The sequence below is a fragment of the Actinomadura hibisca NBRC 15177 genome, from assembly GCF_001552635.1.
In the GTDB taxonomy this organism is placed as follows: domain Bacteria; phylum Actinomycetota; class Actinomycetes; order Streptosporangiales; family Streptosporangiaceae; genus Spirillospora; species Spirillospora hibisca.
In genome coordinates, this window is the sequence record NZ_BCRO01000053.1 from 1 (window position 1) to 18004 (window position 18004).

Annotated in this window: 16 protein-coding genes; 8 read left to right on the forward strand and 8 right to left on the reverse strand. The window is 70.4% G+C overall.

Going from position 1 to position 18004, the window contains the following annotated elements:
- Positions 1-94: 94 nt before the first annotated feature.
- Positions 95-1345: an extracellular solute-binding protein gene (locus tag AH6_RS24860; RefSeq protein WP_083983418.1), complete on the reverse strand. Its 1251-nt coding sequence runs from the start codon at positions 1343-1345 to the stop codon at positions 95-97.
- A gap of 436 nt (positions 1346-1781) precedes the next feature.
- Here AH6_RS24860 and AH6_RS24865 point away from each other — a divergent pair, with 436 nt between their 5' ends.
- The 3 genes from AH6_RS24865 to AH6_RS24875 all read left to right on the forward strand — a co-directional run bounded on the left by AH6_RS24865 (position 1782) and on the right by AH6_RS24875 (position 5042).
- The gene (locus AH6_RS24865) at positions 1782-2636 is read left to right on the forward strand and encodes an SRPBCC family protein (protein ID WP_083983419.1); all 855 of its coding nucleotides are present in this window, start codon (positions 1782-1784) and stop codon (positions 2634-2636) included.
- Between the two features lie 15 nt (positions 2637-2651).
- A complete protein-coding gene (locus AH6_RS46070) occupies positions 2652-3764 on the forward strand; it encodes an SRPBCC family protein (RefSeq protein WP_083983420.1) in 1113 nt (370 codons plus the stop codon).
- Positions 3765-3923: 159 nt separating this feature from the next.
- Positions 3924-5042: a magnesium and cobalt transport protein CorA gene (locus AH6_RS24875; protein ID WP_218005923.1), complete on the forward strand. Its 1119-nt coding sequence runs from the start codon at positions 3924-3926 to the stop codon at positions 5040-5042.
- Here the strand turns inward: AH6_RS24875 and AH6_RS24880 are convergent.
- The 3 genes from AH6_RS24880 to AH6_RS24890 all read right to left on the reverse strand — a co-directional run bounded on the left by AH6_RS24880 (position 5020) and on the right by AH6_RS24890 (position 7802).
- The gene (locus AH6_RS24880) at positions 5020-6285 is read right to left on the reverse strand and encodes a hypothetical protein (protein ID WP_067484036.1); all 1266 of its coding nucleotides are present in this window, start codon (positions 6283-6285) and stop codon (positions 5020-5022) included. The two genes, AH6_RS24875 and AH6_RS24880, sit on opposite strands and share 23 nt — an antisense overlap.
- Before the next feature lie 167 nt (positions 6286-6452).
- Complete coding sequence (locus AH6_RS24885; protein ID WP_067484038.1) at positions 6453-7343, reverse strand: diacylglycerol/lipid kinase family protein; 891 nt, start codon at positions 7341-7343, stop codon at positions 6453-6455.
- A 72-nt stretch (positions 7344-7415) separates the two neighbouring features.
- The gene (locus tag AH6_RS24890) at positions 7416-7802 is read right to left on the reverse strand and encodes a YchJ family protein (protein ID WP_067484040.1); all 387 of its coding nucleotides are present in this window, start codon (positions 7800-7802) and stop codon (positions 7416-7418) included.
- 103 nt (positions 7803-7905) lie between these two features.
- On the opposite strand from AH6_RS24890, the gene AH6_RS24895 reads away from it, so the two are divergent.
- The 3 genes from AH6_RS24895 (at position 7906) to fusA (ending at position 11147) form a co-directional block, all read left to right on the forward strand.
- Entirely contained in the window at positions 7906-8127 is a 222-nt protein-coding gene (locus AH6_RS24895) for a hypothetical protein (RefSeq protein ID WP_067484042.1), read from the forward strand.
- Positions 8128-8137: 10 nt separating this feature from the next.
- A complete protein-coding gene (locus tag AH6_RS24900; RefSeq protein ID WP_067484044.1) occupies positions 8138-8827 on the forward strand; it encodes a hypothetical protein in 690 nt (229 codons plus the stop codon).
- 274 nt (positions 8828-9101) lie between these two features.
- Positions 9102-11147: an elongation factor G gene (gene fusA / locus AH6_RS24905; protein ID WP_067484046.1), complete on the forward strand. Its 2046-nt coding sequence runs from the start codon at positions 9102-9104 to the stop codon at positions 11145-11147.
- 40 nt (positions 11148-11187) lie between these two features.
- On the opposite strand, the gene AH6_RS24910 is transcribed toward fusA, so the two are convergent.
- On the reverse strand, positions 11188-12003 hold the full coding sequence (locus tag AH6_RS24910; RefSeq protein ID WP_067484048.1) for an SAM-dependent methyltransferase: 816 nt from the start codon (positions 12001-12003) through the stop codon (positions 11188-11190).
- A gap of 152 nt (positions 12004-12155) precedes the next feature.
- Here AH6_RS24910 and AH6_RS24915 point away from each other — a divergent pair, with 152 nt between their 5' ends.
- Entirely contained in the window at positions 12156-13346 is a 1191-nt protein-coding gene (locus AH6_RS24915) for a cytochrome P450 (RefSeq protein ID WP_067484050.1), read from the forward strand.
- A gap of 45 nt (positions 13347-13391) precedes the next feature.
- On the opposite strand, the gene AH6_RS24920 is transcribed toward AH6_RS24915, so the two are convergent.
- The 3 genes from AH6_RS24920 to AH6_RS24930 all read right to left on the reverse strand — a co-directional run bounded on the left by AH6_RS24920 (position 13392) and on the right by AH6_RS24930 (position 17583).
- Entirely contained in the window at positions 13392-14564 is a 1173-nt protein-coding gene (locus AH6_RS24920) for a DUF418 domain-containing protein (RefSeq protein WP_067484051.1), read from the reverse strand.
- An 81-nt stretch (positions 14565-14645) separates the two neighbouring features.
- Entirely contained in the window at positions 14646-16649 is a 2004-nt protein-coding gene (locus AH6_RS24925; protein ID WP_083983422.1) for an ATP-binding protein, read from the reverse strand.
- Between the two features lie 106 nt (positions 16650-16755).
- Positions 16756-17583, reverse strand: coding sequence for an SAM-dependent methyltransferase (locus AH6_RS24930; RefSeq protein WP_174555118.1), 828 nt, complete (start codon positions 17581-17583; stop codon positions 16756-16758).
- A gap of 95 nt (positions 17584-17678) precedes the next feature.
- Between AH6_RS24930 and AH6_RS44030 the strand changes: the two genes are divergently transcribed.
- Positions 17679-17963 carry a hypothetical protein gene (locus AH6_RS44030; RefSeq protein ID WP_157431690.1) on the forward strand — a complete coding sequence of 95 codons (285 nt, stop codon included), beginning with the start codon at positions 17679-17681 and terminating at the stop codon, positions 17961-17963.
- The last annotated feature ends 41 nt before the right edge of the window (positions 17964-18004 follow it).

Consider the following 18004-nt stretch of genomic DNA (forward strand, 5'->3'; position numbering starts at 1 on the left):
GAGCCGCCGCAGCGCGCCCGGCCGCGCGGGCGCGGAACGGGGCGCGGCGGCGGCCGCCTCCGCGCCCCGTGCCTGCGTCTTCATGTCCGGCAACTCAGCCGCTCTTCTCGGCGGTCTGCTGGATCTTCTCCAGGACCTTCTTGGGGTCCTGGTCGGCGACCGAGGCCCCCAGCTCCTGCTTCACCGCGCCCGCGACCGCGCTCCACGCCGGGTTGGTGGTCGGCGCGAACTTGGAGGTGGGCAGCGAGTCCACGAACAGCTTGAAGTACGGGTCGGAGCTCAGCGCGTCCCCGGCCGACTTGGTCACCGGCAGGAAGTTCTCCAGCTTGAGGAACTTGGCGGTGTTGTCCTTCTGGTAGAAGAAGTTCAGGAACTTGGAGACGGCCTCCTTGTTCTTGCCGTCGTTCTTCTTGAAGGCCGCGAGCACGTCCATGACGCCGAGGGTGTTGTGCTCGGTGCCGCTCTTGCTGGGCAGCGGGGTGACCTCGTAGGGCAGGTCCTTGTTGACCTTGTCGATGAAGCCGGCGCGGGTGAACGGGCCGCCGATCGCCATGCCGACCTTGCCCTGCGCGAACTGGTTGAACACCGTCTTGCGGTCGGTGGTCTCGGGGTTGGGCTGGGTCAGCCCGGCCTTGTTGAGGTCGCGCAGGAAGTTCAGGGTGTCGACGTTGGCCTGCTGGTCGATGGCCCACTTGCCGGAGGCGTCCACCCAGCCACCGCCGTTGTTCATCGCCCAGGAGTAGAACTCCGCCTGGGCCTCCTCGGGGCCGAGCGGCAGGCCGTAGCCGATCGCGCCGGACTTCTTGACCTTCTCGGCGGCCGACTTGACCTCGTCCCAGGTCTTGGGCGGGGCGGTGACGCCGGCCTTCTTCAGCAGGTCCTTGTTGCTGAACAGCAGGCGCGCGCTGGAGATGAACGGCAGACCGTACTGCTCGCCCTGGTACTTGGCCTGCTCGACGAAGGTCGGGGTGAAGTCGCCCAGCACCTCCGGCGAGACGACCTCCGACGCCTTGTAGATCAGGCCGTCGCGGGCGTAGTCGGAGAAGGAGTTGTAGTTCAGGACGTCGGGGACCTGCTTCGTCTGGACGTAGGTCTTCACCTTGGCGTCCATCTGCGTCCAGTCCACCATCTCCAACTGCACCTTGTAGCCGGAGTTCTTGGCCTCGAAGTCCTTGATGAGGCCGTCCCAGTAGCCCTTGGTCGCGTCGCTGTAGATGGCCGCGACGAACTTGATGGTCTTGCCGTCGGAGTCGTCGCCGCCGGACGAGCTGCCCTTGCCGCATCCGGTGGCGCCGAGGGCCACCGACAGGCCAACGGCGATGGCGCCGATCAGGTGCCGTTTCATGTTCCCCGCCTTCACGTCTCCGGTCGCGCCGATCGCGGCCCGGACCCTGGCTGTGCGTCGCGCCGGCCCGCCGCCGACCCGGTGCGTCCGGGCCGGGCCGTGCTGAGACCTCTTGCGCGCATGAAAGAAGTTGCGCGGTGCGAATGTCCAGCGAGCAGGTTCGCGCGTGGCCATGAAGATAAGAGCTGGTCCGTACCAGTTCAAGAGCTCGTTTACGCAAGAGTCTTAACCGTTATCCGGGGCATTTGGGGGCCTTCGTCTGGTCCGGTTCGCACGCTGGACTGGTCCGGTTCTCCGACCGTTCAGCGGGGCGGAAGTATCGGCGTCGTGACGGTGGGTGCGCGCCGTCGCGGCACCCCGGAGCGCTGCTTGTTTCGTCCCACTATGTGCGGGTAGTCGCGGCAGGGACCCCTGCCGACGACGAAGCGAGGACGAGATGAACTTTCGGACCGGGGTGGCGCTCGGGGCGGGCGTCGTCGCCGGCGGCTACGCGGCCGGCCGGTCGGCGCGCTCGGCCCTGCGGCGCTTCCGCCCCGGGCGCAGGCTGCTGAAGGCGGCCACCGAACGTTACGAGGCCAAGCTCGAAGGCGCCGTCCGGAAGCTGACGGTCAAGGCTGAGCAGGGCGGGCCGCTCATGAAGGCGGCCCTGGCCGGGGCGAAATCGCTGGGGGAGGGCAAGTCCCCGGTCCGCGCCCTGCTCAGCTTCGGCTGGACGATGCTGAAGGAGACGCTCAAGAGCATCTTCGGCGGCGGCAGGAAGCTCAAGCTGACCAACATCGTGGAGCACGTGGACGTCGGAGCGCCGCGGCGGCTGGTCTACGACCAGTTCACGCAGTTCCAGGACTTCCCGAGCTTCATGAAGAAGGTCGTCAGCGTCGACCAGGCCTCGGACGAGAAGCTGAACTGGAAGGCCAAGGTCTTCTGGTCCTCCCGCACCTGGGAGGCCACGATCGTCGAGCAGGTGCCCGACGAGCACGTGGTGTGGCGCTCCAAGGGCCGCAAGGGCCACGTGAACGGCACCGTCAGCTTCCACGAGATCGAGCCGGGCATGACCCGCGTGCTGCTGGTCCTGGAGTACCACCCCAAGGGCCTGTTCGAGCGCACCGGAAACCTGTGGCGCGCGCAGGGCCGGCGCGCCCGGCTGGAGCTGAAGCACTTCCGGCGGCACGTCATGACGCGGACGCTGCTGAACCCGGACGAGGTCCGGGGCTGGCGCGGCGAGATCCGCGACGGCGAGGTCGTGAAGGCCGACGACGCGCACACCACCGAGGAATACGCGAACCACCGATGACGGAGGTAGCACCACATGAAACGCGGTAACTGGGCATCCGGGGCGGCCGGTCAGGTCGCCAAGCGGCTGCCGATCGGCGGCAGGAAGAAGGGACTCGGCAAGGTCGTCGGGAACCTGCCCCTGCCCAAGAGCATTCCCGGTGGCAAGACCACCGGCACCGCCGGCGGGCTGCTGCTCGGCGCCGGGGCGGCCGTCGCGGCCAACCAGGTGCTGAAGCGGGGCCGCAACGGCAACGACAACGACAACCAGGGCGAGGAGAACGAGGAGACGCAGGGCAAGTCGACGTCCTCCTCCGGCTCCCGTTCGTCCGGCACCAAGGCCGCTGAGAAGAAGCGGGACGAGGTCTCCGCCTCCATCAAGGACGGCGGCGACTCCAAGGACGACAAGAAGGACAAGAAGAAGGACCAGGAGGGCAAGGACAAGAAGGGCGGCTTCTTCGGCGGCATCAAGAACACCCTCGGCAAGGTCTTCAAGCGCGGCGGCGGGGGCGGCGGCAGCAAGAAGCTGAAGATGACCAACATCGTGGAGTACACCGACGTCGGTGCGCCGCGGCGGCTGGTCTACGACCAGTTCACGCAGTTCCAGGAGTTCCCGAGCTTCATGAAGAAGGTCGAGAGCGTCGACCAGGCTTCGGACGAGAAGCTCAACTGGAAGGCCAAGATCTTCTGGTCGGCCCGCACCTGGGAGGCCACGATCGTCGAGCAGCTGCCCGACAAGCACGTCGTCTGGCGCTCCAAGGCCCCCAAGGGCCACGTGGACGGCACCGTCAGCTTCCACGAGCTGGCCCCGAACCTCACCCGCGTCCTGGTGAACCTGGAGTACCACCCGCAGGGCCTGTTCGAGCGCACCGGCAACCTCTGGCGCGCCCAGGGCCGTCGCGTCCGGCTGGAGCTGAAGCACTTCCGCCGGCACGTGATGACCCAGTCGCTGGTCAAGGCCGACGAGATCGAGGGCTGGCGCGGCGAGATCCGCGACAGCGAGGTCGTCAAGACCCACGAGGACGCCGTGGCCGAGGAAGAGAAGGCCGGCGGCTCCGACGACAAGAAGCAGACCTCGTCCTCGCGCAAGCCCGAGGCGAAGAAGAACGACACCAAGAAGACCGAGAAGGAGTACGAGAGCGCCCGCTGAACCTCGCACCACCCCACAACTGAATAAGCGCTCCCTCGCGACGGGCTGGCTGCACCGGGAACCCGGGCCCGGTGGCCGCCCGCCCCGCGAAGCGCGCGCTGACCGTCCCTAGAACTCCGCCGGGGGTTGCCGATGACCACCTGCGGGGACCTGCGGGGCATGGCGACTCTGCGACGCTGGCCGAGACGTTCGGAGGAACCCGCCCCCGAGCGCGACATGGACCCGCGCTCGGACGACGAGGCCCCGGCCCGTCCCGGCGACAGCGTGGTGGACGCCGGCGTCTACGTCGGCGGCGTGCGGCACGGCTCGGCGGCCGACCTGGCCGCCACCTACCGCACGCTCCGCGAGACGCCCGGCGGCATGGCGTGGATCGGGCTGTACCGGCCCTCCGAGCGCCAGCTCCAGTCGGTGGCCGAGGAGTTCGGGCTGCACGAGCTGGCCGTCGAGGACGCGATCGTGGCGCACCAGCGGCCCAAGCTGGAGCGGTACGGCGCGACGTTGTTCGTCGTGCTGCGCGCGGCCCGCTACCTCGACGACATCGAGGAGGTGGACTTCGGGGAGCTGCACGTCTTCGTCGGCGCGGACTTCGTGGTGACGGTGCGGCACAGCGAGTCGCCCGACCTCGGCGAGGTGCGGCGGCGGCTGGAGGCCAACCCCGACCTGCTGGCGCGCGGCCCCGAGGCCGTGCTGTACGCGATCACGGACGCGGTCGTGGACGGCTACGCGCCGGTGGTGGCCGGACTGCAGAACGACATCGACGAGATCGAGACCGAGGTGTTCCGGCGCGAGCCCCAGGTGTCGCGGCGGATCTACGAGCTGTCCCGTGAGGTGATCGAGTTCCAGCGCGCCACGCGCCCGCTGGCGACCATCCTGCGGGCGCTGTCGGCGGGCTTCGACAAGTACGGCATCGACGACGAGCTGCGCAGCTACCTGCGCGACGTCGCCGACCACGCCACGACGGTCGGCGAGCGCGTGGACGGCTTCCGGCAGAACCTCCAGGACATCCTGACGGTGAACGCGACGCTGGTGAGCCAGGCCCAGAACGAGGAGATGAAGAACCTCACCGAGGCGAGCTACGCGCAGAACGAGGAGGTCAAGCGCATCTCGGCATGGGCGGCCATCCTGTTCGCGCCCACGCTGATCGGCACCATCTACGGCATGAACTTCGACCACATGCCGGAGCTGCACTGGGCGCTGGGCTACCCGTTCGCGGTGGCGCTGATGGCGCTGGTCTGCGTCGTCCTCTACACGATCTTCAAGCGCCGCGACTGGTTGTGAAGGGCCACACCCCCTCCCGTGCGGCCTCGATGACCGGGATCAGGGCCAGCGCCTCGTCGGTGAGGCCGGGGAAGACCAGGCGCGGGGGGCGGCTTTCGCCTGCCCTGTAGCCGTTGACCCGCCACGCGTAGACGGGGACGCCGAGGTCGGGCGGCTCGTCGACGTACGGGTCGATGACGGCGACGCGGTCGTGCCCGGCGAAGGCGTCGCGCACCGGGGCGTCGCAGTACGTGGCGGGCAGACCGAACGCGCGCCAGCGGTGCAGCCCGTGGAGCGGGGACTCGCCGGGGACGACGGGGAAGCGCCTGCCGTCATGGGCGACGACGTCGGCGTGCTCGCAGCGCTGCGCGAGCGTGAGGCCGAACACCGCCGCGTCGTCGAATTCCTGGTCGATGGTGATCAGGGTGCGTCCGGGGATGCGCGGCAGGTCGTCCAGCAGGTACCCGGCGGCGCGCTCCAGTGTGGGCGTCCAGCGTTGCGCGGCGGCGGCTCGGCGGGCGGCGGCGAGCCGCAGGGGGTAGAGCCGCGCGGCACGGACCTCGGCGGGGTCGGCGAGCCGTTCGTTGATCTCCATGGCCGTCTCGAACGGGAGGCCGTGCTTGTCGAGGTGGTGCAACCGTCCCAGCAACGCGTCCAACATCAGGTCGGAATCCCCCAACGGCTCACGACGCCCGGCCATGGCCTGCCGGAACACCGCGCTCTGCTGGGCGTCACGGGGGACCGGGTGCACGACCCGGATCACGTCCCCGAACCGGAACGGGGGAGGGGAATCGATCGTGCCGGAGAACAGGCCCCGCAGGTCGGGGAAGGAGGGCAGGGCGAAGTTGTGCGCCCCGGTGTCGTGCAGGCGCAGCGCGTCCTCGTCGTAGAGCCGCGCCACCGCGTCGGCCACGCCCCGCTTGACCGGCTTGGGCACCGCCCGGCCGTGGGCGGCACGCCAGAGCGCCAGCAGGTGCCCCGGATCGTCGGCGCGCCGCAGCACGGACCCGACCACCTGCCGCGTGCGGCCCGGCGACCCGTCGGCCAAGCGCGCGGCGGCGAACGCGGCCGCCCCGACGAGCGCCGGATACCGCATGGGCGTCTCCGCGCGCAGCCACGCCAGGAACGCTGCCGTCCACTCCGGGTCACGCCGCGTCGCGGCCGCGATCCGCGCCGGGAACTCCGTGCGGGCGCGCTCCGGCCACAGGAAGAACGCGTCCCGGTAGCCGACCATGGTCAGCGTGGACTGGAACAGGTCCTGCACACCGCCCCCTCCCGGACACCTGCGGGCGGCCCGAGAAGGGACCAGGCGACGGGCGGGTACGTGGCGAGACGCGAGCCGTCACGTCCGAGAACGTGGCCGCTCCGCGAGCCTCCATAAGCTCCGCCGCCCGCGCACCGGGCCGCCGGTCCGCAGGTGCACTCGGGAGACTAGGCGGAGGGTCCGACAGAATCCGGCACGACGATGCGCCAGGCACGGTGCCGCACCGTCCACGTGCGGCTGGTGTAGGGGCCGGTGACCTCGCCGTCGAGGTTGGCGGGGAACGCCTCGCCGCTGATGGTCACGCTCTTCACGGGCCGGACGACGACGTCGTCGCGCTCGCGGTGCGAGCCGTCCCGCAGCCCGCGCGCGTACCCGATCCGCGCCATCGGCCCGGTCGCGGCCGACACGACCAGCTCCATGCGCCCGTCGCGGGGCGAGCCCTCGGGCGCGAGCTGCGCGGCCCCGCCGCCGATGCCGGAGGCGTTGCTGAGCGCGACCATCAGCAGCCGCCGGTCGGCGACGACCTCGCCGTCCGCCTCGACCTTGAGCTTCCATCCGCGCGAGCGCACCCCCGCCAGGATCGCCCCCACGGGGAACGAGGCCGTCTTCAAGTAGGGCTTGATGCGCGAGGACATCCTCGCAGCGGTGGCTCCGACCCCGACATGCGCGGCATTGACGACAACGCCGCCCTCGTCGTCCACCAGCAGGTCCATCTCCTGGACATGCCCGTCCCGCAACACCCGCGCGGCGGCGTCGGACTCCAGCGGGATGCCCAGGTTGCGCGCGAGATCGTTCCCGGTGCCGAGCGGCAGCACCCCCACGACGCGCCGCTCCAGCTCGCCCCGCGCGTGCAGCGTCTCGACGAGCCGGTGCAACGACCCGTCCCCACCGGCCGCCACGACGGTCTCCTGCCCGTCGGACAACCCGTCGAGCGCCGTCTCCAGATCGTCCTGCCCGCCGCACGCGTAGACCTCGACGTCGCCGCCCAGGATCTCGACGGCCCGCCGGACCGCCGAGTCGTCCATGGTCCCGGCCTTGGCATTGGTGATGATGAGCATCGTCCCCTCCGCCCGCCCTTGTGCCCCCCGAACCCCGCCCGAACCCGCCGTCAGCGACGGAAGTTCGCGTCGTTAGTCGGTGGTGCCGTTGAGGTAGACCCACGCGCCGTCGTGGCGGGTGAAGCGGCTCACCTCGTGGAGTTCGCCAGGGTGGTCATTTTGGGTGAAACGCGCACGGAACTCCACCACGCCCCTGTCGTGGAACGGCGTGCCGTCCTCCGTGCGCACGATCTCCAGGCCCTCCCAGCGCAGACCCCGGTCGAAGTCGAGCGCGGGCGGGCGGGTCGCCGGGTGCCAGCTCGCCAGCAGGTAGGCCGCGTCCCGCACGGCGAACGCGCTGTAGCGCGAGCGCATGAGCTGCTCGGCCGTCGCCGCGCGGGCCCGGCCGCGGTGCAGCCGGCCGCAACACTCCTGGTAGGTCTCGGGCAGCCCGCACGGGCAGGGACGCGTCTTCGCCATGCCTCCATTGTGGTCGTCGCGGCGAGTTTGCGCCCGGTTGGGGCTAGCCAGGGACAGGCGGGGGCAGAGCCGCGTTCAGGGGATCAACTCAGCGGGGAGAGCAATGGACATCGAGACCGCCCTGAACAAGCTCATCGAGCACGCGCGCGAGGAGCTGAAGGTGCGCAACCGCCGCGACCAGGAGAAGGCCAACCAGGCCGACCACGGCCACGACTACAGCGTGATGATGGAGTCCGCCGACCAGCTCGACCGGTACGCGGCCCAGGTCCGGCGGCTGCACGACAACGAGTTCCAGCAGAACTGGCGCAAGCACAGCGCCGAGTGAGCGGAGCCGAGTGAGCGGAACCGCCTCGCGCGACGAGCAGGCCGACGGCGGCGGCCCCGGCAAGGGCGTCGAGTGGGGCACCACCGCGGCCGTCGGCGGGCTCATGTTCCTGCTGTTGCGGCTGCTCGCCATCACCCACTACCACTGGGGTGCCGCCTTCGGGATCTCGGACGCGATCAACTTCGACGACGTCGTCGGCGTCCTGGTCGGCACCCTGCTCGGCGACGCCCTGCTGACCGGCCTGATGCTCGCCGTCATCGTGCCGCTGCTGGCCGCCGAGCGCCTGCACGGCCACCGCCGAGGGCGCTGGGCACCCGGCCGCACGCTGGTGGTCATCGTGCTCGCCGGGGTCTACGTCTCCGGGCTCGTCAGCTTCCGGAGCTGGCCGCTGCTGCTCGTCGTGCTGGTGGTCACCGCGCTGCTGATCTTCGTGCTGGTGCGGCGCGGGCCCGCCGAGGAGGCCGTGCACCGGCTCCTCGCGCGGACGGGGCTGCTGGGCATGAGCGCCCTGCTGGTGCTGGGCGCGGTGAGCGACACCCCGTGGGTGCCGAAGGAGCGCATCACCCTCCAGGGCGGCGGCCAGCTCGTCGGATACGTCATGGACGTCACCAACGTCACGGTCAAGGTGCTGCTCGACGACGAGCGCGAGCTGCGCCTGGTGTCGTCCAAGGACATCGCCTCCCGCGTTGAGCTCGACTGAAAAACCCCTTGCGGCGGCCGGCGGCGGTAGCCATCATGGCCCGCATGTCATCTACACGACGGGCCCATGCCGTGTAGGCGATCCTGACGCGGATCGCGTTCGCGCCATGGGGCCTGAGAAGCAGCCCGGCCGGTTCCGCACCGGCCCCGGCCCGCCCCATGGAAGCGTTCCTCTTCTTCGCCGTGCCCTGCCGCCCCCGCGGCCGGGCCGGGGAACGACGACGCCCGGGGCCGGGCCACGCCCCTGATCGTTCCCCCAGAAAGGCGTACGCCCGATGCGTACCACTTCGCGGCACCTGTCCACCGTCCGCAACATCGGCGTCATGGCCCACATCGACGCGGGCAAGACGACCACCACCGAGCGGATCCTCTACTACACCGGCGTCTCGCACCGGATGGGCGAGGTCCACGACGGCGCGGCGGTCATGGACTGGATGAAGCAGGAGCGCGAGCGCGGCATCACCATCACCTCGGCCGCCACCACGTGCGCCTGGCGCGTGGACGGCGTCGAGCACGCCGTCACCATCATCGACACCCCCGGCCACGTCGATTTCACCGTCGAGGTCGAACGCTGCCTGCGCGTGCTGGACGGCGCGGTCGCGGTGTTCGACGCCGTCGCGGGCGTCGAGCCCCAGTCGGAGACGGTCTGGCGGCAGGCCGACCGCTACGGCGTGCCGCGCCTGTGCTTCGTCAACAAGATGGACCGGCCCGGCGCGTCCCTCGACCGTTGCGTCGCCATGATCGACGACCGGCTCGGCGCGGTGCCCCTGGTGCTGCACCTGCCGATCGGCTCCGAGGCCGCGTTCACCGGCGTCGTCGACCTGGTCGCCATGCGCGCCCTGGTGTGGCACGGCGAGCAGTACGAGGTCACCGCGATCCCGGCCGCCCTCGCCGACGAGGCCGCCCGCCGCCGCGCCCGCCTGCTCGACACCGTCGCCGAGCACGACGAGGAGGCCATGGAGCTGTACCTGACCGGCGTCGAGCCGACCGAGGCGCAGCTCCACGCCGCCATCCGCCGTCTCACCGTCGCCGCCCGCGCCACCCCGGTGTTGTGCGGCACCGCGTTCAAGAACAAGGGGGTGCAGCCGCTGCTGGACGCGATCGTGCGCTACCTGCCGTCCCCGCTCGACGCGGGCCCGACGATGGGGCGCGCCCCGTCCGACGACGCGCCGCTCGCGGCCCTGGCCTTCAAGTTCATGACCGACCCCCACCTCGGCCGCCTCACCTTCGTCCGGATCTACTCCGGCCGCCTGGAGACCGGCGGCACCGTCCTCAACCCCGTCAAGGGCAGGAAGGAGCGCATCGGCAAGATCTACCGAATCCACGCCGACAAGCGCGAGGAGACCGGCTCGGCGGGCGCGGGCGACATCGTCGCGATCATGGGCCTCAAGCAGACCACGACCGGCGAGACGTTGTGCGCGCCCGACGCGCCGGTGGTGCTGGAGTCGATGGACTTCCCGGCCCCGGTCATCGAGGTCGCCGTCGAGCCGCGCTCCCGAGCCGACCGGGAGAAGCTGGGCGTCGCGATCCAGCGGCTGGCCGAGGAGGACCCGTCCTTCCAGGTGCACACCAGCGCCGAGACCGGCCAGACCGTGCTCGGCGGCATGGGCGAACTGCACCTGGAGGTGCTGGTCGACCGCATGAAGGAGGAGTACGGCGTCGAGGCGAACGTCGGCAGGCCCCGCGTGGCCTACCGCGAGACGATCCGCACCGGCTCCGGGAAGGTCGAGCACACCTACAAGAAGCAGAACGGAGGCAAGGGCCAGTACGCCAGGGTGCGGCTCTCCATCGAGCCGCTCACCGGCGGGGCGTCCTACGAGTTCGTGAACAGGGTCACCGGCGGCACCGTCCCGAGGCACTTCGTGCCGTCGGTGGACGCGGGCTGCCAGGACGCGATGCGGTCGGGCGTGCTGGCCGGGTACGAGATGACCGGCGTGCGCGTCGTGCTGCTGGACGGCGACTTCCACGACGTCGACTCCACCGAGTTCGCGTTCCGGCAGGCCGGGGCGCGCGCGTTCACCGAGGCCGTGCGGCAGGCGTCGCCCGTGCTGCTCGAACCGGTGATGGCCGTCGAGGTCACCACGCCCGAGGAGTACACCGGCGACGTGATCGGTGACGTCAACGCCCGGCGCGGGCACGTGCGGGCGCTCCGCGAGCAGGCGGGCGCGCGCGTGGTGGAGGCGGCGGTGCCGCTGTCGGAGATGTTCGGCTACGTCGGCGACCTGCGCAGCGCGACGTCCGGACGCGCGGCGTACGCGATGCAGTTCGACTCCTACGCCGAGGTGCCCCGCGCCGTCGCCGCGAAGGTCATCGCGGGCTGACGCCGCGAGCCGCCACGGCCCGATCCAGGGTCGTGGCGGCTCAGGGCACGCGCGCCACGGCGCACAACATCGACACGTCCTCGACGCGGGGCCGCTGCCGCAACTCCTCGTCGGGACGCCACTCCACCACCGACGTGACGCCGGGGTCGAGCAGCTCCAGGCCGTCGAAGAAGCGGGCGAACTCCTCGCGCGAGCGCAGCCGGAACGGGACGCCGCTGCGCACGTTGGCCTCGACGTTCTCGGTGTACTGCTCGGGCGTCAGGTAGTCGCCGGTCGCGTGCGTCATGACGACGTGGCTGCCGGACGGCAGGCTGCCCACCAGCCGGGCGAAGACGCCGTACGGGTCGTCCTCGTCGGTCATGAAGTGCATGATCGCCACCAGCATCAGCACGACCGGCCGGTCGAAGTCCAGCGTGGCCGCGAGCGCGGGGTCGGCCAGGATGCGGTCCGGGTCGCGCAGGTCGGCGTCCAGGTAGGCGGTCGCGCCCGCCGCCGAGCTGGTGAGCAGCGCGCGGGCGTGCACCAGCACGATCGGGTCGTTGTCGACGTACACGATCCGCGCCGACGGCAGGATCGACTGGGCGACCTCGTGCACGTTCCCCGCCGACGGCAGCCCGGTGCCGATGTCGAGGAACTGGTCGATCCCCGCCTCGCCCGCCAGGTAGGTCACCGCGCGCCGCATGAACCGCCGGTTCTCCTGGGCGGCCAGCCGCACGGTCGGGAACGCCGAGGCGACGACCTCGGCCGAGGCGCGGTCGGCCTCGAAGTTGTCCTTGCCGTCCAGCCAGTAGTTGTAGCGCCGGGCCGGATGCGCCTTGGTCGGGTCGATGCCCTGGGGGGCCTGTTCAGCGTGCACGGGCAACCTCGGAAACGAAGAAGAAGATCCTTCGCATTGTGCACCCTGAACGCCCGTTCGGGGGCAACGCCCCGCCAACTGCCCGAAACGGTGGCACGTTGCGCCAGATCAGGCAATGATCTTTCCGGCGCCGGCGACCGAGAGGGCAGGACATGGACCTGGTTTACAGCCCCTATGACTTCGACACCCAGAACGACCCGTACCCGGTGTACGCGCGCCTGCGCGAGGAGGCGCCGGTCTACCGCAACGAGGCCGACGACATCTGGGTGTTGTCGCGGCACGCGGACGTGACCGAGTCGTTGAAGGACACCGCCCGGTTCTCCAGCCGCAACGGCCTGCGCATCGAACCGGCGTTCTGGGGACCGCAGGCGGAGCAGTTCTTCTCGTTCGTGGCGATGGACCCGCCCAAGCACACCCGGATGCGCGGCCTGGTGTCACGCGCGTTCACCCAGCGCCGCGTGCAGGCCCTGGAGCCCCGGCTGCGCGAGATCGCCCGCGCCTACCTCGAACCCGCGCTGGCGGGCGAGGACTTCGACATGATGGGCGACTTCGCGGCTCGCTTCCCCACCGACGTGATCTCCGAGCTGGTCGGCGTGCCCGAGGCCGACCGCGACAAGGTGCGCGACCTCGGCATGGCGATCATGTACCGCGACCCGTCCGGCGGCCCGGCCACCGACCTGCCGCCCGAGGCCCTCCAGGCGGTCGGCGCGCTGGTCGGCTACTACACCGAGCTGACGATCGACCGCGCCAAGGTGCGCCGCGACGACCTGCTGTCGGGCCTGCTGGACGCCGCCGAGGGCGAGGACCGGCTGACGCCCGAGGAGATCGTCGGGGTGCTGATCCTGCTGGTCGGCGCGGGCATCGAGACGACGATGCTCCTGCTGGGCAACGCCTGGCACGCCGCCTGGAAGCACCCGGAGGCCCGCGCCGCCGCGCTCGGCGGCCGCGTCGACGACTGGGTGAACGAGACGCTGCGCTACGACCCGCCGTCCCAGACCTTGGCCCGCACCACCAACGAGGACGTGGAGCTGCACGGCGTCACGATCCCGGAGGGCGGCCGGGTGCTGCTGCTGGCGGGCTCGGCGAACCGCGACCCGCGCGTGTTCACCGACCCGGAGGCGTTCGACCTGGACCGCGACACCGGCGCGTCGGTGGCGTTCGGCGGCGGGCGGCACCACTGCCTGGGCGCGAACCTGGGCCGCCTGGAGGCGCGCGTGGCGCTGCAGGAGATCGCGTCGGTGGTGGCCGACTACGAGATCGACGACGCGAAAGCGCAGCGCGTGCGCTCGATCAACAACCACGGCTTCGCGACCCTGCCGACCCGCGTGACGGCACGCCGCTAAACGCGAAACGGCCCGGCGCGAGAACGCGCCGGGCCGTTGGTCTTTTCACCCCCGCCAAGCAGGCCGCCGCGCATTGGTGACCCACCGCAACACCCACTCGGCAGGCCCATACCGATAAGTCCGCAACCACCAGGCACTGACAACGACCTGCACCGCGAACACCAGCAGCGCGACCGCCAACGTGCCCAGCGGCGAAAGCTCACCCGCGAGCCCAAGCCCGATCCCGCTGAAAATCAACAGCCCGGCCAGCGACTGCCCCAGATAGTTGGTCAGCGCGATACGCCCCGCCGGAGCAAGCCACCCGCGCACGACCTCGCCCCGCGAGCTATGCATCACCCGCAACAACGTCGCGACGTAAGCGGCAATCAACAACGGCGCGGTGGCGAAACTGGCGGCCACAGGCAGCGCCTCCCCATTCCCGCCGCCCAGCGCATACAGAAGCCCCCCAGCAATCCCTACCGGGAACCCGACGACCTGAATGCGCCGAAGCACCCGCTCGTCCCCACGCACATTGGCAAGCAGCCCCCGCCGCCCCACGACCATCCCGACAAGGAATGCCGCAAGCGCGGCCGGCCCCTGCAACGTGACCGCCTGCATGACCAGCAGCGGCAGCCCCGCCAAATGCTCACCGATGACATCGCCCCACCCACCGAGCAACGCCTGAGTGGCCTGCTCAGCATTGGCGCGCGCCTCATCACTCGAAGGCAGGAACTGCGTCCGATCCATCAGCAGCCCGGTGGCGACGAGACTGGCGAGCACCGCCGCATACAACCCACCAGCGACGCGCAACGCGGTGCGATCGGAAACGTTGCGCATCAGGAAAAGCGCAACACACGCGACCGCGTAAGTGGTGAGCACATCACCCCCGTACAGGAAGACGATGTGCAGCCCCCCGATGACGAAGAGCCCGCCGATGCGCCGCAACATGCGCGGCCGGAAATCGGCCCCCGCCCGCGCGGCGGCGTCCATCTGGAGCGTGAAGCTGTACCCGAAGAGGAACGAGAACAGCAGGTAGAACTTCATGTCGATGAACACCGAGGAGAGAGTGCGCACGGCGTCGTCGAGCGGCGAGGAGAAGTCGGGATCGGTCACCAGGTTGCCGGGATAGCCCGACGCCATGAAGGTGATGTTGACGATGAAGATGCCCAGCAGCGCGAACCCGCGAAGGGCGTCGACATCACCAATGCGCGCCCTGACGGCGGCTGCGTGATTGCTCATGCACCCACTCCACCAACGCGAGCCCCCACCGTCAGGAAAGCAAAACCACCCTTACAAGGTGGACTTTCCCCTACCCCGGGCTCACGGCCAGGAGGAGTGCAGGCCGGTTTGGAAGAACTTCTCCCACATCTCCTGACCGAGTTCCTCGATCAGGGCGCGTTCGCATGCTTGCCGCGTGGCCGCCATCTCGGGTGTCGTGAAACGGGCACGGCCGCCGCCAGGGTGCCACAGGCGGTCGCTGATGCCGAAGAGCACCGCGGCGCGTGGGGAAGCGCCCTGAGCTTGGGCGACGACGGCCAGGACCTCCAGCGACAGCGCCATGTTCGCCATGTCGTTCAGTTGCCGGTAGCCGTTGTAAGCAACCCGGGCGTGCCCGGCAGCGGTCTCGTGGTCGCCGTCCGACAGCGCCACCAACGCGCGGATGTAGTGGCCCCAGCTCCGGAACTTCTGCTCGCCCCGCAGTTCGCCTTCCCGGCACAACTCCTCGGCCAGGTCGGTGGCAGCGGCGTAGTCCTTCATGCCCAGGCGGGCGAAGACCAGCGCGGCCATGGCCAGCAGCCAGATCGTCTCCTGCATCGGGTCCTGCGGCGTAGTGGCGGCCAGCCGGGCGAGCCCGTTCAACGACTCCTCGAAGCGGCCCGTCGTCGCCCATTCGGTGCATTCGAGGTAGTCGGCCGCCCGCAGCGCGGTGAGATCGGAGGCCGCCGCCCGGCACTCGGCGACGCAGCGGCCGAGGCCGTCCATGTCGCCCTGGGTGATCATCACGCAGCCCAGTGCCAGCATCGCCCGGACGCGCGACGGGCCGGGGGAGCGGTCGTGCGCCAGGGCCCGTTCGAGGTAGCCGCGCCCGTCGCGCTCGTACTCGCAGGCGAACCAGAGGAACCACAGGTGGCCGGTCAGCTCCAGGGCGGCCGGGCCCGGCTCGGCCAGACAGGTCTCGATCGCCGCCCGCACCTCGGCGTACTCGTCGCTCAGGCGCCGGTACCAGGCCACCTGCCCGGCCCGCGCCCACTCCGGGAACGCCTGCCGCGCCATGGACAGGTACCGGTCGCGGTGCCGCGCGCGAAGGACATCGTCCTCGCCCAGCTCCGCCAACCAGTGCGCCCCGTAGGCGCGCAGGCTCTCCAGCAGGCGGTATCGCTCGTTCGCGCAGGTCACGACGGACCCGGCCACCAGTGCGTTCAACACCCCGGCCACGTCCTCGACGGGACCACCCCCGCAGACCTCGCGCGCCGCCTCCAACGTGAAGTCCCCGGCGAACACCGAAAGCCTCGCCCACAGCAGCCGCTCCGCCGGGGTGCAGAGCTGGTGGCTCCACCCGATGGCCGTCCACAACCCTCCGTGCGGTGCCAGCACCTCGGAGGCCGGAAAGACGGGGGAGACCGCGCGCAGATCCGGCCGTCCCGCCAGTTCCTCCAGCGGAAGACGACGCAGTTGCGCAGCGGCCAGTTCCAGCGCCAGGGGCAGCCCGTCGAGGCGACGGCACAACAACGCGACCGCCGCCGCGTTGTCGTCGTCGACCCGGAAGCCGGGATCAGTGTCGCGGACGCGCCGCGTCAGCAGCTCCACCGAGGCGTACTGGGAGATCACCTCGGGAGGACCGGCCTTCGGCACGGGCAGGGGATGGAGCACCAGCACGCTTTCGTCCGCGACGTTCAACGCTTGCCGCCCAGTGACCAGCACACGCGTGCCGGGCGAGGCGGCCAGCACCGCTTCCACCAGCCGGGCGCAGGCGTCGGCCAGATGCTCGCAGGCGTCCAGGATCAGCAGGCATTCGCGGTCGGCCAGATGCTTGGCCAACAGGTCGGTCGCCGTCCGCGTCGTCAGGTCCCGCACCTGGAGTTCGCGCGCGACGCTGGGCGGGACGAGCGCCGGGTCCAGCACCGACGACAGCGGCACCAGCCACACCCCGTCACGGAAACGGTCGCGCGCCTGCGCCCCGACCTGCAACGCGGTCCGCGTCTTGCCGACGCCCGCCGCGCCGGTCAACGTTACCAAACGGAACGCCCGAAGCCGCTCGTCGATCTCGCGCAGTTCCCCGCCCCGCCCGACGAACCCGGGCAGCTCCGCCGGGAGATTGCCCAACGGCCGATCCTGTCCGACATCCACACAAGTCCCCATCTTCGTATCCGATCGGCTACAGATGGTAAACATCATCGGCGTCGTTCATAGGCCGGTTGGGAAATTCGCCTTAAGGCTTGCGGGCCACTCCGCAGTAACCGGCGACCTCTTCGGGCTCGCCCCAGGGCGTTTCGCCCGGACGCCACCGCGTCATGGACACCAGGCCCGGTTCCACCAGTTCCAGCCCGTCGAAGAAGCGCAGGACGTCCGCGCGGCTGCGCGGCACCATCGGGTTGGCGGACTTGGCGTTCCAGTCGTCCTGCGCCTCGGCCTGGGCGGTGCGGCCCTGGTCGAAGTCCAGCGTCGAGTGCGTGATCACCAGGTGGCTGCCCGGCGGCACGGCCTCCAGCAGCCGCGCGATGATGCCGGTCGCCTCGTCCATGTCGTGCACGAAGTGCAGGATGCCGAGCAGCATGATCGCCACCGGCCGGTCGAGGTCGAGCGTCGCACCGGCCCGCTCCAGGATCGACGCCGGATCGCGCAGGTCGGCCTCGATGTAGTCGCAGGCCCCCTCGGCGGAACTGTTGAGCAACGCCCGCGCGTGCACGAGCACCAGCGGATCGTTGTCGACGTACACGATCCGCGACTCGGGGGCCTCCCGCTGCGCGACCTCGTGGGTGTTGTCCATGGTGGGCAGCCCGGTGCCGATGTCGAGGAACTGCCGGATCCCGGCCTCGCCCGTGAGGTACCGCACGGCCCGGCCGAGAAAGGCGCGGTCGGCCTTGGCGATGTTGACGATGCCGGGGAACATCGCACGGAACCGCTCGGCGGCGTCCCGATCGACGTCGTAGTTGTCCTTCCCGCCCAGCAGGTAGTTCCAGACCCGCGCGGAGTGGGGGACGGTGGTGTCCACCCGCAACGGGACATCACCCGACGAACTCGAACCCGTACCGGCCATGAGGCGACTCCTGGGGACGCTGGAACACTGCGCGCCCAACATAGCCCGCCGACCGGGCGAAAGGCCGCTTGACCCTCCTTTGACAGTCCGGAAAGATGGCCGTGATGACTTCGGTTAAATGCGTCCACGGCCGTATTCCGGAACGGTGCACTCCCTGCGTTCGCGGTGGTCCCGAGACGGCGAAGTACCCGGCCAACGTCTGGATTACCGAAAAGGGCAGCGCCTTCCATTCGCATCCGCGATGCGACGCCCTGCTCAAGTGGCAGGCCATCGCGCGCTCCCAGGGAATGAACACCTACGAGCCGCGCACGGTGCCGAGCGGCGCGGCCCTCCACACCCTCAAACGCAATCCCTGCCCGGCCTGCTTTCCCGACGGCTGAGCGGAACAGCGCCGCCATGACCGTGCGGCGAACACAACGGC